The following is a 15851-nucleotide window of genomic DNA, read 5'->3' on the forward strand; positions in this document are numbered from 1 at the left end:
TCTCGGAGCATCCAAATGGACATGTTCACAGCTGCTGGCCTGTCGGCACTGATGCAGGTCATCGCCATCGACCTTGTTCTTGCTGGCGACAACGCGGTGGTGATCGGCCTCGCTGCAGCCGGCCTAGAACCAACGCAACGTCGCAAGGCAATCATGGTGGGCATCTTCGCCGCCACCGTTCTGCGCATCGCATTCGCTACGGTCGCAGTGCATCTGCTGGCAATTATCGGGCTGCTGCTTGCAGGTGGCCTGTTGCTGCTTTGGGTCTGCTGGAAAATGTGGCGCGAGCTGCGGGCAGGCCACGGTGACGAAGAAGGCATGGCTAACGAGAATGCGCCCAGGAAGACATTCTTCCAGGCTGCGACACAGATTGTTGTCGCCGATGTCTCTATGTCGCTTGATAACGTACTCGCCGTCGCCGGCGCGGCGCGCGAACACCCAAGTGTTCTGATCGTGGGGCTCGGCCTTTCGATCGCCCTGATGGGGATTGCAGCGAACCTTATTGCCCGCCTGCTGACCAGGCACCGCTGGATCGCCTACGTCGGTCTGGCGATCATTCTCTATGTCTCACTGGATATGATCTATCGCGGCACGCTCGAGGTCGCGCCTTTTGTCCAGGCTGCCGTGCTCTGAAGATGCGCTAAGGGAGAGCTACCGGCGGAACCGTTGTTTGCCGGCGAACTACGGTCGCCGGATCGGACCCTTTCAAGGCGAGGGATAGCCGGCGTGCTGCCGACTTCCGGTCGTCGAGTGGAGAGTTTGCGTTGCTTCCAATGATCTGAACGCCCGAGGAGCTCAGGAGCGGACCTTGGCCCGCGTGATCCGAGCGTCTCAATTGGGGCCGGAAGCTGACTGTCCGCTGCTAAGTCGGTCATTGCAAAAAGCAGACATTCGAGGCGTCAGTGCGGAGGTCTGGGATCAGCCCATGCCCAACGCTCTCGGAATGCTGTGATGTCCGCCCGCCGCACACGACCTATGGCACGTGTTGCATTATGATTTGCGTGTGCAGCATCGGCGCCTCGCTGCCGAAATAGGTCTCCAGCAGCGGCAGGAAATCCTCCGAAAGGTAGAAGTCTGTCAGCGCGCGGTCTGCCAGCAGGCGGAAGTCGGCGTCGTTGCGACGCATCGCGATCGCATAGGGTTCATGCGTGATCAGGCGATCGCCGACCTCGAGCGAGGATGGATCGCGCGCCCGCTTGGCCAGGTTGATGAGCAGCACCTGATCGGCGATGTAGGCATCGATCCTGTGGTCCTCCAGTGCCTTGAGCCCGTCCTCATGCGTGTTGAAATCGGCAAGCTTTGTCTTCGATTCTTGGATTGCGAGTGCCTCGCGAAGCGTCCCTGCCGTCGTCGTGTTTGCGCGCATACCGATGACGTTTGTGGCAACGCGCTCGCTGACGGCGTGAACGGCCGGCCCGTTGAGAAAGAGCGCCTGCAGGTAGCTGGGCGAATCCTTGCGCAGCAGCGCGCTCGCCCCGGTGAGGAAGATCGGTTGTGAGAAATCGACGATTTCCCGCCTCTTCAAATTCACAGTGATGGAACCGCAAAGCAAGTCGATATCTTCATTCTCTACTGCATCGAAGCCATCGGCGAGCGTCACCTCAACAAATTCTCGTTTTAGTTGCGGAATTTGATCTTCGATCTCGTCAGCAATCTTGCGGCACAGGTCGATGGCATATCCCACCGGTTCGGCCCCTGGCTGGCGGGTGGAAAATGGTGCTTGATCGGAGATGTAACCGATACGCACGGTTCCGCTCTCCATAATGGAGTTTAGCGTTGCGGCGGCGGACGCCAAAGCCGAAAAGCAAAGGGCGAGGCTCACGAACAGAAACCGCCTCATGCGCTTGGCCATACTTGTCTGAGGGGCACCTGCATGATCCCTATCTCCGGAAAACGGTGTCGATCTCAAAGGCGTTGACCCAGCTTATGGGCTGCCCCTCATATGTCAACCAACGACGCATGGCGTCGCACGGCCGCTTTGTCACAATGGCAAGGTCGACCGGCCTCACGTCCGTCTTTTTTGCGCGAACATGCCGCCGCGCCCGATCCACCATGTATCTGCTATCGGAGATCGGCTAGCGGATGCCCAACGGCCGGGATTAAGGCGCCAAGCAGAAGGCGGAAGGGTAGACATGCCTATTTAGGCGCGACCTCGAGGCGCTGTTTTAGGAGCCAATTCCAAAGCTCCGGATCATTTAAGGCCGCCCACTCAACGCCCGAATGGTCAACGCCTTCCAAGACACTTAAACGGGCATTTCGCTTTAGACCGACAAGTCGTTCGTAAAGCACGACCGAATCCGACAAAGGAATGGTGTCGTCGCTGGTGCCGTGGAACACCCAAAAGGCTGCCTTTTCATTTGTCCTACTCAGGTAGTGACGATTCCCACCGCCAGCGATTGGAACGAAAGCCGCAAATTTATCGGGAAACTGTTCTGCCATGGCCCAAGTACCGAAACCGCCGCGGCTGAAGCCCACGACATAGACCCGCATGCGATCGACACGATACTTCAACATGACCTCCTCAAGAGCTGCCTCCACTTTCTCGATCGGGTAAAGGAGTTCGTCACTTGGATTCTGAGGCGAAAATACCAGGAACGGGAATGTCTTGCCCTCCTCGATCAACTTCGGAATTCCGCTCGATCTAACTTTCTCGATATCAGTCCCACCCTGATCGCCGCCGTGAAGCCACACGACGAGTGGGTACGTTTTGTCGGAGAAGACGCATAGTCGTCTGGCGTGTACATCAGATAGTTGAGATCATTCTTTATGTTGCTACGCGATGTCGCGGCCAACTGTTCGGCGTGGGTCACTCCCGCGCTGCACATTCCCCATACGGCCGCAAATACCAGCGCTATGTTGTATCGCGTCATTCGATCACCTCCTCCATGATGTTGAGCGTGTAGCCAAATCAACATGGAACCGAGGTAGCGAAACTCAAGCTTTGGCTGCCAAAATGTGTTCGCTAAGAGGTTTGACCTCAATGCGATGAAGACGCCTTCCAACGCCCTTGACCAGCGCGACGCATGGCAATCCGTTCGAATGGCACCATTGCTAAAATCCACCCGCACCATCGTCGAGCGGCTCGGCGATGTGGTCTTATCAGTTGAAAAACTTTAGCGCACTCATATTTACTTTTATAATTATATAATGCAAATTCCGCGCACGGCTCAGGAGGTGAGCCTTACCAGCAGGAGGAAATCGCTGTGCGCAATTTTTTTAAACTCGGGCTTCTCGCAGCCGTCGTCGGCAGCACATTGGGATTTGGAACGCTGCAGGCTTCTTCGCAGGATCTGGAGCTAACCATCATGGCGCCCGCCGGTGCTGGCGGCGGATGGGATTCGGCGTCCCGCTCGATGCAGGAAGCCATGATGGCCAGCGGCAACGCGAAGAGCGTGCAGGTCATCAACGTCCCCGGCGCAGGTGGCACAGTCGGTCTTGCCCAGTTCATCGGCTCCGCCAAGGGCAATCCCAGCCAACTTCTCGTCGCAGGCATCACGCTCGTCGGCGCCAGCATCTCCAACCAGTCCCCGGTCGATTTAACCCAGGTCACTCCGATCGCTCGTCTGACCGGCGATCCGCTGGTGATCGTCGTTCCGAAGGATTCGCCGATTCAATCCATGGACGATCTGCTTGCGACAATTAAGAAGGACGTCGCGACGACGATCTGGGTTGGCGGATCGGCTGGCGGTGCCGATCATATCCTCGCAGCGCTCGTTACCAAGGCAGCGGGTGCCGATTCCAGCAAGATCAACTACGTAGCGTATTCCGGCGGCGGCGAGTCGCTTGCAGCCATGCTCGGTGGTCAGGCGACCGCGGGCGTGTCGGGTTACGGCGAATGGGAAGGCCAGATCAAATCCGGCGACCTCAGAGCACTGGCGATCTCCTATCCGGAGCCGATCCAAGGCATCGAAGCAAAGCCGTTGAAAGCGCAGGGTCTTGATATCGAATTGGTAAACTGGCGCGGTATCTTTGCCGGTCCTGGCGTAGAAGGCGCTGATCTCGATGCGCTTAAGTCTGCAGTCGAGAAGACGGTTAAGTCTGCCGAGTGGCAGGCAATCCTGAAGGCTCGCGGCTGGACCGACTACTATGCTCCTTCCGACGAGTTCAAGGCTTTCATCGGTTCGGAAACGGAACGCGTGAAGACCATCCTTACGTCCATCGGTCTCGCAAACTAACCTGACGAAGCACGCGGAAGTCGGCAAGCGCCGCTTCCGCGTGCGACGAGGACACCATGACCCAGAAAACTCTTCGCATACCCAACCGTCCAACGGCGGTGATCGCTGTCGTCCTATTTGCAATTGCCTTCATTACGTATTGGGATGCCAGTCACATGAAGGTGCGGGCAACCTATGGGATGAGCGCGAGCGCGGCATCGTATTTCGTGGCGATCCTATTCGTAGCCCTTGCCATCGGTCACCTTGTCAGCGCTTTCAAGCCATCGGACATCGAAGTCGAGAGCGCCGACTGGTTGGCCGTCGGCTGGATCGGTTTTGCTCTTGCTGGGTTGATCGGATCGATCTGGATGGGGGGTGGCTTTATCCTTGGGTCCACGCTTCTTTTCGCGCTGACCGCACGGGCGTTCGGTCGCAAGGCCATACTTGTCGATCTCTGTCTCGGGGCCGTTATCGGGGTACTGGTTTTCCTTCTCTTCAATAAGCTCCTGACGCTCGCGCTGCCGCAAGGCCCGCTTGAGCGCCTCTTCTGAGGTCGCCTTGATGGATACTTTTTCCTTTTTGATCGATGGGTTCGCGCTGGCCATTCAGCCTGCGAACCTGATCTACGCCGCCATCGGCGTTCTGATTGGAACGGCCGTCGGTGTTCTGCCAGGTATCGGCCCGGCACTGACGGTGGCACTTCTGCTTCCCGTGACCTTTAAGCTGGATCCTGGCGGTTCGATCATCATGTTCGCCGGAATTTACTACGGCGGCATGTACGGTGGCTCAACAACCGCGATCCTGCTTAATACGCCTGGAGAAAGCGCATCGGTCGTCACCGCGCTCGAGGGCAACAAGATGGCACGGGCAGGACGCGGGGGACCGGCGCTCGCGACCGCGGCTATCGGTTCGTTCGTTGCCGCGCTGATCGCAACAGCCGGGTTGGCCGTCCTCGCACCCTATCTCGTGAAGATCGCCGTCAAGTTCGGTCCCTGGGATTACTTCGGCCTGATGCTGATTGCGTTCGTGACGGTATCGGCAACATTCGGGTCATCGCCGCTGAGGGGCCTGACAAGTCTGGCCTTTGGGCTCTGGCTCGGACTGATGGGCATCGACCAGTTGACGGGGCAGGCCCGCCTGACGTTCGGTGTTCCCGAACTGCTGGATGGCGTCGAGGTGACAACGCTTGCCGTTGGTCTGTTTGCGATCGGTGAAGCCTTCTTTGTCGCGTCTCGTCATCTCTACAAGCCCGAAAAGCCTATCCCGGTTAATGGGTCGATCTGGATGACCAGAGAAGACTGGAAGCGCTCCTGGAAGCCATGGCTTCGCGGAACGGTGATGGGCTTCCCGATCGGCGCACTTCCCGCCGGCGGCGCTGAAATTCCCACTTTCCTGAGCTATACAATCGAGCGCAAGCTGAGCAGGAAGCCGGAAGAATTCGGTCACGGAGCGATCGAAGGCGTTGCTGGTCCCGAGGCTGCAAACAATGCCTCGGCCGCGGGCACGCTGGTTCCGTTGCTGACGCTTGGACTACCGACTTCGGCCACCGCAGCCGTCATGCTTGCGGGCTTCCAGCAATACAACATCCAGCCGGGTCCCTTGCTGTTCACACAGCACGCCGACCTCGTCTGGGGACTGGTCGCCAGCCTGTTTATCGCCAACGTCATGCTGCTCGTTCTCAACCTGCCTTTGGTCGGGATGTGGGTGAAGCTTCTCAAAATTCCCCTACCGTGGCTCTACGCAGGCATTCTCGTGTTTGCATCGATGGGCACGATTGCGGCGAACCCCTCGGTGACGGAACTTCTGCTGCTGACGGGTTTCGGTGTCGTCGGATTTGTGATGCGCCGCTACGACTATCCCATCGCTCCGGCGGTTGTCGGTCTTATCCTTGGCCCGCTTGCAGACAGTGCCTTGCGTCGCTCTCTGCAGATGAGCCTTGGCGATCCGATGATCCTGCTCCAGCACCCGAGCTCAGCCATCATGATCGGCATTGCCCTTGTTGCCTTGTTCGCTCCATTTATGTTCAGAGGTCTCTCGAAGTTCCGTCAGGACGAGGATTGATGGCGCAAATCTGTTTGACTGCGCCGGGCGGCGCACATCACTGTGGCAATTCGAACTGAAAGAACAGGACGCACGGAAAAGGTATGGCCAGGAACAGTCTCTCACCCCGGATCAGCACGGACATTATCGAGTTCGTGAAGTCCAACGCGATGCGAAAGGGAGATCATCTGCCTCTACAGATGCTGGCCGACAATTTTCGTGTGTCCCGTGCTCCGATCATGAGCGCTCTTCAAAAGCTGGAAGAGAGGGGCATCGTACGAGCCGAGCCGAACCGCGGCTATTTTCTCGCGGTGAACGGCGAGGCAATCGACGATCTTGAGCCCGAAAATGGCAAAGCTACCAAAGGTGACGATGCGATCTATCTCAGGATCGCGGACGATCGTCTGTCCGGGAGGTTTGCCGAGCGCGTCAGTGAGAATGAATTGATGCGGATCTACGGGGTGCCAAGAACCAGACTTTTGAAGATCCTTCACCGGATCGCCGACGAAGGATGGATCGAGCGCCTTCCCGGCAACGGTTGGTCGTTCAAGCAGACCCTTATGTCGAAGAAGAGCTACGAGGAAGGATATGTGTTCCGTGCCGTGATTGAGCAGCAGGCGATGCTGCTGCCGACGTTCCAATCGGATGCGGACGGTTTTCGCAGGGCGCGAGAGACACAGACGGAACTTGGAAATGGCGGATACGAACATTGGTCGCGGGCCGAGATCTTCAAAGCCAACAATGACTTTCACGAAATGCTTGTCGCGTGCTCCGGAAACGAATTCTTCCTCGACGCGATAAAGCGCATCAACAGATTGCGACGCCTTCTGGAGTACCAGATCACCATTGATCGCAGCCGCCTGCCGAAACAGACGGCAGAGCATCTGCACATCCTTGATCTTCTCGAGAGTGATCGACGATCAGAAGCGGCCGCCTTCCTTTACACCCACATCATGGGCGCCAGCAGGATCAAGACACCGCAAGTGTAAAAACAGGGAATTCCAGGCGCGAAACAATGCGGTCACACTTGAATTACATTTTATTATCATAAGATGGAATTTTCTGGATCGACCTCGCTCCCGTGAGCCTGAAGTTTTTCGCTCCGAACACAGAAATGCGATGAGAGACTAAGGATGAGCACGATATCAAAATTCACGGTCAACGAAGTTGTATACGACATCATCGACCTGCCAGCAGAGGCTGGGCATCAGCTTCGGTCGCTTCCATACATCCATCGTATCCTGTTGGAGAATGTTCTGCGTACAGCAGGCAAAGATGATGCGCGGGCCAAGGCTGCGATCATCAACTGGCTCGCAAAGGGTTCGAGCGAGCTGGAGATCCCGTTTCTTCCCAATCGTGTCATGATGCACGATACCACTTGCGGTCCCGCACTCGTGGATATCGCGGGAATGCGCTCGGCTCTTGCGGAGGCGGGACATGATCCGGCGCTTCTCAATCCGGTTGTCCCGGTGGACGTCTCCACGGACCACTCCTTGGCTGTAGATGCCTTTGGTGGCTCTGCGTCGCTTGAACTCAACATGAAACGCGAGTTCGAGCGCAATGCCGAACGGTATCGCTTCATGAAGTGGGCGACGAATACGCTGACCGGGTTCCGCGTTCATCCGCCCGGTACCGGCATTATGCACACGCTCAATCTCGAGCGCCTCGCGACGGTCGTCTCGACGATCGAGAAAGACGGTTGTCGCTGGGCCGCGCCCGACACGTTGATCGGTACGGACAGTCATACGCCGATGATCAACGGCATTGGCGTCCTTGCATGGGGTGTCGGCGGCCTGGAAGCAGAAAGCGTCTTCTTTGGGATGCCTGTCTCGCTCCGGGTACCGGATGTGGTTGGGGTCCGGCTGACCGGTCATCTTGGCGATGGGGTGCTTGCGACGGATTTGGCGTTGACGGTGACGCATATCCTTCGAAAGATCGATCTTCAGGACAAATACGTAGAATTCTTCGGCCCCGGCGTGGCGGCACTGACGGCCGGCGATCGGTCTGTGGTCGCTAACATGACACCGGAGTTTGGCGGTAATTCCGGATACTTTCCGATCGACGACCGTACGCTTGATTATCTTCGGACAACTGGTCGGACTTCTGAGCAAGTGGAGCTGGTAGAAGCATATACCAAGCGCGTCGGGCTTTGGTTCAATCCGGACGACAATCCCCGCTACACACACGTCGTCGAGATCGACCTTTCGGCGATCGAACCCAGCCTTGCCGGTCCCACGCGCCCTCAGGACAGGATATCGGTTGGAGAAACGGTTGCCGCGATTTCTTCGATGAAGCGCGGAGCGGTCGCAAGTGCCGACCCCTCAGAACCAAACGATGGGGCGGTTGCCATCGCGGCCATTACAAGCTGTACCAACACGTCCGATCCGCGACTCGTGATCGCGGCAGGCTTGCTGGCACGAAAGGCGCGGTCGTTTGGTCTTCATCCGGCGCCTTGGGTGAAGACATCGCTCGCGCCGGGATCGCCCACGGCGGAACGATACCTCCAGCGGTCCGGGTTGTTAGAGGATCTCGAAGCGGTCGGTTTCGGAATCGTCGGTTACGGTTGCACGACCTGTATCGGCAATTCCGGACCATTGACCGAACCGATCGCCGTCGCGATGAAGGATCGAGGAATCCTTCCGGTCGCCATTCTCTCGGGCAATCGGAATTTCCCTGGTCGCGTGCACCCGCAGCTTGAGGCAGGTTTCCTCGCGTCTCCTCCACTTGTCGTCGCATTTGCGCTGGCTGGAACCGTCGAGCTGAATATTTTGAGGGATCCGATCGGATACACGGCCGATGGGCGGGCCGTGACACTGTCGATGTTGTGGCCGACGAGCAAGGAGATTGACGAAGCAGTTGCGCTTGCCTCCGATGCGGTTGATTTCAAGCCAGCTTATGACGAAGCGGAGGCCAGCAAGGCTTGGCGCGAACTCGAGGCGCCGGCGACGACATTGTTTCCATGGGACGAGACGTCGACCTACATCCGCAGGCCGCCGTTCGCAGGCTTCGGAAAAGGCAGCTTACTCGGCACGTATGATGCGCATCCGCTGATCGTTGTCGGTGACGACATCACGACGGACCATATCTCGCCAGCCGGGGCGATCCGGGCTCAGAGTGAAACCGGCCGATATCTCATCGAGCGAGGGGAAGTCCCGACCGACCTTAATGTTCATGCTTCGCGGCGGGGCAACTGGGAAGCGATGGTTCGGGGCTTGTATACAAACCGGACTGTTCAAAATCTTTTGGGCAGCGAGATCCCACCAGGATCGACGATCCATGCGCCCTCAGGTGAAGTCCTCCCGCTCTGGTGCGCCGCAAATCGCTATGCCGAGAGCAGGCAGTCCGTCGTGATTGTCGCTGGCGAGCGTTATGGAATGGGTTCCTCGCGAGATTGGGCAGCCAAGGGAGCATCCCTCCTCGGCGCCCGCGCGGTCTTGGCTGTAAGCTTCGAAAGGATTCACCGTTCCAATCTTATCGGGATGGGCATTCTGCCAATGAGACTGCCGGAGGGTTTGGGACCAGATGATCTCGCTCTAAAGTCAGGTGACCTCATCGAAATAAATGCCAACGCAGGCCTGATCTCGCCGCGTTGTCCGATCGACATTGCCATTAAACGGTACAGGGGCGAGGCTACCACGTTCAAAGCGGTCGCGGCGATCGAGACGGCCGCTGAGGTCGATACGTTGAAGGCGGGTGGAATTCTGCCGCTGATGCTGAAGAACTTGGTCGAATCCCAACGCGGTACGATCTAGGGCGCTAGAATCGACATTTGCGTTGTGCGGGCAGGTGTGCGTTGTCGGTTCCGGACGTTATTTGATGAGCAGACCGACCGCTTTCATAGGCTCGCGGAGCAATCAGCTTTTTGGCGGCGAGGTCGACGATATCCTTTCATGCGGCGATTTCACCGACATCTTAAGTGGCGGAGCCGGCGCAAATACGTTCGTCTGAGCTGGCCAAGCAGGCAAGCAGGTAACACGCAAGGCGTCGATCGTATCGTCGACTTCGATGTGCAGGGCCGCGACGTCCTCGAATTCACCGGCCATTCTCCAATCGTCGAATACACCTGTTGTTCAACCAGGTTGACGATGCAGGATCAGGAAGCCGTCGCTCAAAGAACTTTGCGTATCGGTGTGATCGTTGCGGTCGCGATCCTGCTTGCGGCGATCCAGTACGTGGTGTCTTCGCAAGGTCTCTACTCGGCCCTCTCAGAGAAAGCCGCGACTTCCTAAAACTTCCCGATCGGGGTGAATTTACGTTTCAGAGGCCGATACTTCCCGATCGGTAAGGATGACGTTGAAATTCCGAAAATCTTCCGACCTCGTCCGTCCGAAACATCGGGTCCTTGCGCGTCTTCTCGCTCGCGCATGGGCGCTATCTGCGCGGTCGCAACAGAGCCCGCCCGCCGGCGCTCCGAAACAAGATCGACATCAAGGACATTGGTCGCCGCCGTCAGGAGATCTCGACAAGTCTTTCGCGGCGCCCGAAGGAAAGCAGTTCGCGCGTATAGGGATCGGCCGAGGCCGCGATGACGTCCTTGGTTTTTCCGAACTCGATGACGTCGCCGCGCCGCATGACCAGAAGCGCGTCGGAGACATGTGCGACGACCTTCAGGTTATGGGTGACGAACAGCATCGACAGCCCGCGGCTTTCCTTGAGATCCGAAAGCAGATTGAGGATCTGTGCCTGTACCGAGACGTCGAGCGCCGATGTCGGTTCGTCGAGGATGAGAAGGCTCGGTTCCAGAGCCAGTGCGCGGGCGATCGCCACGCGCTGTGCCTGCCCACCGGAGAGTTCGCCTGCGCGGCGATCGAGAAAATCGGCCGGCAACCCGCAGTCTGACAAAAGGCCCGCGATCTTGTCGCGCATCGCGGCGTCCTGTCGGCCGCCTTGCGCCAGGATTGGCTCGGCCAGGATATCGGCGATCGCCAATCTCGGGCTCAGCGACAGGAACGGGTTCTGCAGCACGACCCCGATCTTCTGGCGTTCCCGACGCAGAGCGCTGCCCTTCAGCGCCAGCCAGTCCTGTCCTTCAAGCCGGATCTGCCCGCTTTCCACCGGAAGAAGCCGAAGGATGGCGCGCAGGAGGCTTGTCTTGCCAGATCCGCTTTCGCCGACGATCCCGAGGGTCTCGCCTCTGGCCAAACGGAAGCTCGCACCGTTGACCGCGGGTTTTGGCCGTGTCGCGAAGAGGCCGGCGTGGTAGCGGATGACGAGGTTGTCGACGTCGAGTATCGGGGCCGTGGTCATGCAGCGTCCTCCGGCAAATGGCATAGCCAGCGATGTGCGGCCCGGTTGCGCCCCGGCGGTGGCGTGGCTGCGCACTGCTGGAGTGCCTGGGGACAGCGCGAGGCGAAGGCGCAGCCGGCTATCGCCGAGCGCGGCGGCGGTATCGAGCCCTCGATGGCCGCCAGCCGTGCGCCAAGCGGCGCGGCGTCCGGAAGTGCGGCGAGCAAGGCCCGGGTGTAGGGATGCCCGGGACTTTGCAGCACGGCGTCGACCGGGCCGGTCTCGACCGAGCGACCTGCATAGAGCACGGTGGCGCGATCGCAGGCCTCTGCAATGACGTCCATGTCGTGGGTGATCATCAACACGGTGAGCCCGCGCTCCGTTACCAGCTTGCGTAGCAATGCCAGGACTTGAGCACCGACCGAGACGTCCAGCGCAGTGGTCGGCTCGTCGGCAATGAGGAACTCGGCGCCGGTCGCCAGCGCCTGCGCGATGACCACACGCTGCTGCATGCCGCCCGAAAGCTGGTGTGGATAGCTACGGAGCACTCTCTCCGGGTCAGGCAGCCCGGTTGCGGCCAGAAGTTCAATCGCCTCGGTGCGCCGGCCCCGATGCGACAGGTCCCGATGGGCGCGGATCACGTCGTCCATTTGCCTGGCGATGCTGAGCACGGGATTGAGGGCGGCTGCGGGATCCTGGGCGATCATGCCGATGCGCCGACCACGCAGTTGCGTGGCCCGCTCGCGAAGATCCTCGCCGTCGAAATGGAACCGATCGGCAACGATGAGGGCACCCTTCGGCGCAAGGCCAAGTGCGGCCATCCCGGTCATGGTCTTGCCGCAGCCGGACTCACCGATCACGCCGTGGATCTCGCCGCGCTCGATCTCGAGGCTGACGGCACGCACCGCGTGAACGTCACCTTCCGATGTCGGGATGCTGACCGAAAGATTGCGGATATCAAGCAGAGGCACGGCCAGTCCCTCCCTTGCGATCACGAAGCGCATCGCCGAGCACGCTGAAGGCGAGCGCGATAGCGAAGATGGTCAGGCCCGGCATCGCAGAATACCACCAGCGCGCGGGGAAGAACTTTCTTCCAGCGTCGACCATCTGGCCCCAGTCGGCAGTCGGCGGCAATACGCCAAGGCCGAGGAAGGAGAGAGCGGCGGCGGTCAGAAGCGCTGGTCCGACATCGAGGGCTGCCTGCACCGTCAGCGGCCTGCCGGTTGCCGGCAGGATGTGGCGCAGGATGATGCGCCAATGCGAGACGCCGGAGAGCTGTGCCGCCTCGACATAGGGCTGGCCACGCAACACCAACACCTCCGCACGGGCGAGTCGCGCATACCAGGGCCACCAGGTGACGGCGACGGCGATGACGCTGTTGAGAAAGCCTGGGCCGAGGGCTGCGGCCATCAGCACCGCCAGCAAGAGCGCCGGGAAGGCGAGGAAGACGTCGGTACCGCGCATCAGCGCTTCATCGATCCACCCGCCGAAGTAGCCGGCGGCAAGACCGATCGGCAGCCCGATCAGCAAGGAGAAGGCGACGATCAGCATGCCGTTCGTCAGGGATACCCGCGTCCCGTAGACGATGCGGCTCAGAATGTCCCGGCCGAGATGATCGGTCCCCAACCAGTAGTCGGCAGAGGGCGGTGAAAGCTTGGCGGCGACATTAGGCCCGCCGGCCCCCTGCAGGGGATAGGGCGCGATCCACGGTGCGAGGAGCGCAACGAGCACGAAGATGAGAATGACAGCCAGTGCGAAGGTGCCAGGCCAGCCGAGGCGTTTGACAAGCTTTTTCATGACAGCGCCACCCGCGGGTCGACAAGGGCCTGAGTGATGTCGATTAAAAGGTTCATCACGACGTAACAGATGGTCACGACCATGGTGACGGCGGCGATGACCGGAAAGTCCTTGGCAAGGATCGCTTCGGATACGTAACGGCCAAGACCCGGCCAGGCGAAGATAATCTCGATGAGCACCGCGCCGGTCAGGGCATAGGCGAAGGAAAGGCCGATCACCGTCAGTGCGGGGCCCATGGCATTCGGCAGCGCGTGACCGAAGAGGATGCGTGGTTCGGAAAGCCCAAGTGCGCGGGCAGCAACGATATGCCGGCGCTCGAGGATTTCGATCATGGCCGAGCGGGTCAATCGCATGGCGACGCCGGCAGGATAGGACGCGAGTGTCAATGCCGGCAGGATGAGGTGCGTCAGTGCGTTGCCGAATGCCTCAAGGCGCCCGGCGATGAGTGCGTCGATCAGGTTGAAGCCGGTCACCATCGGCAGCGGCGCCGAAATCGCGATCTCTCTGGAAAGTCGCCCGGAGAGCGGGAGGATGCCCAGCCATTGCGCAAAGATGAGCTGCAGGATCATCGCCAGGAAAAAGGTCGGCATTGCGACGGCGGCGATCGAGCCGAAACTGCAGAGCCGGTCTGCCCAGCCGCCTTGCCGCGCGGCAGCAATGACGCCGAACGGAATGCCAATCAGGAGCGCAAGGCCGGTCGAAAAGATGGCGAGCTCGAGAGTGGCCGGAAGATAGGCGCGGAGATCCTCCGCGATGAGACGCCTGGACTTGTAGGATATGCCGAAATCGGCGGACGCCATGGCGCCGGCGAACGTCGCGAAACGGGCAGGGAGAGGCGCGTCCAGATTGAGTTCCTGGCGCGCCTTTTCGATTTGCTCGGCCGTGGGACGCGGGCCCGCATAGAGCGATGCGGGGTCCGACGGAACGACCTGTGCCACCACGAAGACCAGGAAGGTCACGCCCACCAACACGAAGGCGGAGAGAAACGTGCGGCGCAGGATGTAGCGTAGAAGTTCCATCAGACCCCCCGCGTGCCCTACCGGCTCAGATCGTTGACGAAGGCGATGTGACCATAGGCCGGATTGTCGGCGTAGCCCTTGATGTCAGCGCGGATGATATGGACGTTCGGCTGGTCGAGCATGAAGATCGCTGCAGCATCCTCGATGATCTTGCGCTGCGCCTCGATAAACAGCGCCTCGGCGCGCGGGCGGTCCGTGCCCGAGAGCTTGGCCGCTTCATCGATCTTGGTGTCCACCTCGGCATTGGAATAGTAGCCGAGATTGAAGTTCGGCTTCTCTTCGCTGTGGAACAGGTTGAAGAGGTAGTCGTAGGGGGTGACGAAGGTCGGCCACCAGAACATGACGAAAATGTCCTGCGCCGCCTCGGGGTTCGATTTGCCGAGCTGCCATTGCGCTTCCCATGCCATCGGCTGGAGTTTCAGGGTGATGCCGAGCGTCTCCAGGTTGGCCTTCCAGAGCTCGCCTGCCACCGCCTCGATCGCCTGGGACGTGGAATAGGTCATGACCAGTTCCAGGCCCGGCTCGATGCCCTCTTCGGCAAGCAATGCCTTGGCTGCTTCCAGATCGGTCTTCGGGATCGGCGCGTTGGCATCGTGGCCCCAGATACCGGCCGGGACGACACCCTTGGCGCGGGTGCCGAAGCCGCTCGTGCCCGCCGAGATCACGTCGTCATAGGGAAAGGCGAGCGACAGGGCCTGACGCACCTTGACCTTGTCGAGCGGCGCACGCTTGACGTTGTAGAGGCCGAACAGCGTTTCGAAAGAAGGGTTCACGACCACGTTCAGGTCGGGATTGGACTTCAACGCCTCCAGATTCTCGTAAGGGAGGCTGTAGGTCCAGTCGGCCTGGCCGCTCTCGATCATGTTCTGGGCGAGCGTCGCATCCTCGACGATTTCGAAGGAGATCGTCTGGAAAGCGCCGTCCGGCACCTTGCCCCAATAACCTTCGACGCGGTCGAGGACAGCGCGCTGGCCGGGCTCGTAGCGCGAAATCTTGAACGCCCCGGTCCCTGCATCGTTGCCGGTGTTGAACCAGGACGCTTCCTTGTCGTGCGAGGAAGGCGCGTAGATCCAGGCGGCAAAGCCGGCCGACGCGATGAGGTCGAGTGGCTGCGGCTCGGAGAGCAGGAACACCACCTTTAGTGGCTCCGGTGTTTCGATGGACGCAACCGGCCCCCAGATGAAGGACGCGCCACCACCGATCTTCTTGGTCCGCTCGATCGAGCCCTTGACCGCCTGCGACGTCAGCGGGCTGCCGTCATGGAACTTCACGCCATCGCGCAGGGTGAACGTCCAGGTCTTGCCGTCTGCGCTCACGTCCCAGGAGGTTGCGAGCAGGGGCTCGATTTTGGCTTCGGCCTTGTCGGTCGCGGGAATGTAGCGCGTCAGCCCTTCGTAGACATTGGCAAGCACCGCGCCGTCGTTGGAAAACGAGGTAGCCGGGTCAAGGTCCGGAAAGCTCGTCGGATAGGCGAGCGTGAAGATGCTGCTGGTACCCTCGGCCATCGCAAAATTCCAATGCGATGCGGCGGCTGTGGCGAGAGCGGTGAGGGCGGCGGTTTTCAAGAAATTGCGGCGGTTCATGTCGGGCTCCCAATCGAGTTCTGGAGGGGCGG

Annotated in this window: 13 protein-coding genes and 1 pseudogene; 7 read left to right on the forward strand and 7 right to left on the reverse strand. The window is 59.9% G+C overall.

Translation table 11 applies throughout. The annotated features are described in order from the left end of the window. Positions 1-15 precede the first annotated feature (15 nt). On the forward strand, positions 16-633 hold the full coding sequence (locus IB262_RS33455) for a TerC family protein (RefSeq protein ID WP_060521278.1): 618 nt from the start codon (positions 16-18) through the stop codon (positions 631-633). Positions 634-973: 340 nt separating this feature from the next. On the opposite strand, the gene IB262_RS33460 is transcribed toward IB262_RS33455, so the two are convergent. Continuing rightward, a complete protein-coding gene (locus IB262_RS33460; protein ID WP_060521277.1) occupies positions 974-1852 on the reverse strand; it encodes an amino acid ABC transporter substrate-binding protein in 879 nt (292 codons plus the stop codon). Positions 1853-2136: 284 nt separating this feature from the next. Then, a pseudogene (locus IB262_RS33465) lies at positions 2137-2825 on the reverse strand (dienelactone hydrolase family protein). 378 nt (positions 2826-3203) lie between these two features. Between IB262_RS33465 and IB262_RS33470 the strand changes: the two are divergent. The 6 genes from IB262_RS33470 (at position 3204) to IB262_RS33495 (ending at position 10423) form a co-directional block, all read left to right on the forward strand. Continuing rightward, complete coding sequence (locus tag IB262_RS33470; protein ID WP_060521276.1) at positions 3204-4175, forward strand: tripartite tricarboxylate transporter substrate-binding protein; 972 nt, start codon at positions 3204-3206, stop codon at positions 4173-4175. Positions 4176-4231: 56 nt separating this feature from the next. Continuing rightward, entirely contained in the window at positions 4232-4705 is a 474-nt protein-coding gene (locus IB262_RS33475; RefSeq protein WP_060521275.1) for a tripartite tricarboxylate transporter TctB family protein, read from the forward strand. Positions 4706-4715: 10 nt separating this feature from the next. Then, positions 4716-6215 carry a tripartite tricarboxylate transporter permease gene (locus IB262_RS33480; protein WP_060521274.1) on the forward strand — a complete coding sequence of 500 codons (1500 nt, stop codon included), beginning with the start codon at positions 4716-4718 and terminating at the stop codon, positions 6213-6215. A gap of 83 nt (positions 6216-6298) precedes the next feature. Next, positions 6299-7183, forward strand: a complete 885-nt coding sequence (locus IB262_RS33485) for a GntR family transcriptional regulator (RefSeq protein ID WP_060521273.1) — start codon at positions 6299-6301, stop codon at positions 7181-7183. A 144-nt stretch (positions 7184-7327) separates the two neighbouring features. After that, positions 7328-9946 carry an aconitate hydratase AcnA gene (gene acnA, locus IB262_RS33490; protein ID WP_060521272.1) on the forward strand — a complete coding sequence of 873 codons (2619 nt, stop codon included), beginning with the start codon at positions 7328-7330 and terminating at the stop codon, positions 9944-9946. A gap of 138 nt (positions 9947-10084) precedes the next feature. Further along, positions 10085-10423: a hypothetical protein gene (locus tag IB262_RS33495; protein ID WP_146243009.1), complete on the forward strand. Its 339-nt coding sequence runs from the start codon at positions 10085-10087 to the stop codon at positions 10421-10423. A 220-nt stretch (positions 10424-10643) separates the two neighbouring features. Here the strand turns inward: IB262_RS33495 and IB262_RS33500 are convergent, their stop codons facing one another. From IB262_RS33500 to IB262_RS33520, 5 genes are read right to left on the reverse strand one after another with little or no spacing between them, the layout of a single operon-like run. After that, positions 10644-11441, reverse strand: coding sequence for a dipeptide/oligopeptide/nickel ABC transporter ATP-binding protein (locus tag IB262_RS33500; protein ID WP_060521270.1), 798 nt, complete (start codon positions 11439-11441; stop codon positions 10644-10646). After that, positions 11438-12391 carry an ABC transporter ATP-binding protein gene (locus tag IB262_RS33505; protein WP_060521269.1) on the reverse strand — a complete coding sequence of 318 codons (954 nt, stop codon included), beginning with the start codon at positions 12389-12391 and terminating at the stop codon, positions 11438-11440. The genes IB262_RS33500 and IB262_RS33505 overlap by 4 nt, the downstream gene beginning before the upstream one ends. Continuing rightward, on the reverse strand, positions 12378-13217 hold the full coding sequence (locus tag IB262_RS33510; protein ID WP_060521268.1) for an ABC transporter permease: 840 nt from the start codon (positions 13215-13217) through the stop codon (positions 12378-12380). Before IB262_RS33510 ends, IB262_RS33505 begins: the two co-directional genes overlap by 14 nt. Further along, entirely contained in the window at positions 13214-14236 is a 1023-nt protein-coding gene (locus tag IB262_RS33515; protein WP_060521267.1) for an ABC transporter permease, read from the reverse strand. Before IB262_RS33515 ends, IB262_RS33510 begins: the two co-directional genes overlap by 4 nt. Positions 14237-14253: 17 nt before the next feature. Beyond that, positions 14254-15819, reverse strand: coding sequence for an ABC transporter substrate-binding protein (locus IB262_RS33520; RefSeq protein ID WP_060521266.1), 1566 nt, complete (start codon positions 15817-15819; stop codon positions 14254-14256). Positions 15820-15851 lie beyond the last annotated feature (32 nt).

Origin of the sequence: Ensifer sp. ENS02 (assembly GCF_014851885.1) — a bacterium.
Taxonomy (GTDB): Bacteria; Pseudomonadota; Alphaproteobacteria; order Rhizobiales; family Rhizobiaceae; genus Ensifer; species Ensifer adhaerens.

Excerpts from the sequence above, each read along its gene's own strand:
- IB262_RS33485 (WP_060521273.1), top strand. The coding sequence starts at position 6,299 with ATGGCCAGGAACAGTCTCTCACCCCGGATCAGCACGGACATTATCGAG.
- IB262_RS33455 (WP_060521278.1), top strand. The coding sequence starts at position 16 with ATGGACATGTTCACAGCTGCTGGCCTGTCGGCACTGATGCAGGTCATC.
- IB262_RS33500 (WP_060521270.1), bottom strand. The coding sequence starts at position 11,441 with ATGACCACGGCCCCGATACTCGACGTCGACAACCTCGTCATCCGCTAC.
- IB262_RS33515 (WP_060521267.1), bottom strand. The coding sequence starts at position 14,236 with ATGGAACTTCTACGCTACATCCTGCGCCGCACGTTTCTCTCCGCCTTC.
- IB262_RS33495 (WP_146243009.1), top strand. The coding sequence starts at position 10,085 with ATGCGGCGATTTCACCGACATCTTAAGTGGCGGAGCCGGCGCAAATAC.
- IB262_RS33520 (WP_060521266.1), bottom strand. The coding sequence starts at position 15,819 with ATGAACCGCCGCAATTTCTTGAAAACCGCCGCCCTCACCGCTCTCGCC.
- IB262_RS33460 (WP_060521277.1), bottom strand. The coding sequence starts at position 1,852 with ATGGCCAAGCGCATGAGGCGGTTTCTGTTCGTGAGCCTCGCCCTTTGC.
- IB262_RS33480 (WP_060521274.1), top strand. The coding sequence starts at position 4,716 with ATGGATACTTTTTCCTTTTTGATCGATGGGTTCGCGCTGGCCATTCAG.
- IB262_RS33510 (WP_060521268.1), bottom strand. The coding sequence starts at position 13,217 with ATGAAAAAGCTTGTCAAACGCCTCGGCTGGCCTGGCACCTTCGCACTG.
- IB262_RS33475 (WP_060521275.1), top strand. The coding sequence starts at position 4,232 with ATGACCCAGAAAACTCTTCGCATACCCAACCGTCCAACGGCGGTGATC.
- acnA (WP_060521272.1), top strand. The coding sequence starts at position 7,328 with ATGAGCACGATATCAAAATTCACGGTCAACGAAGTTGTATACGACATC.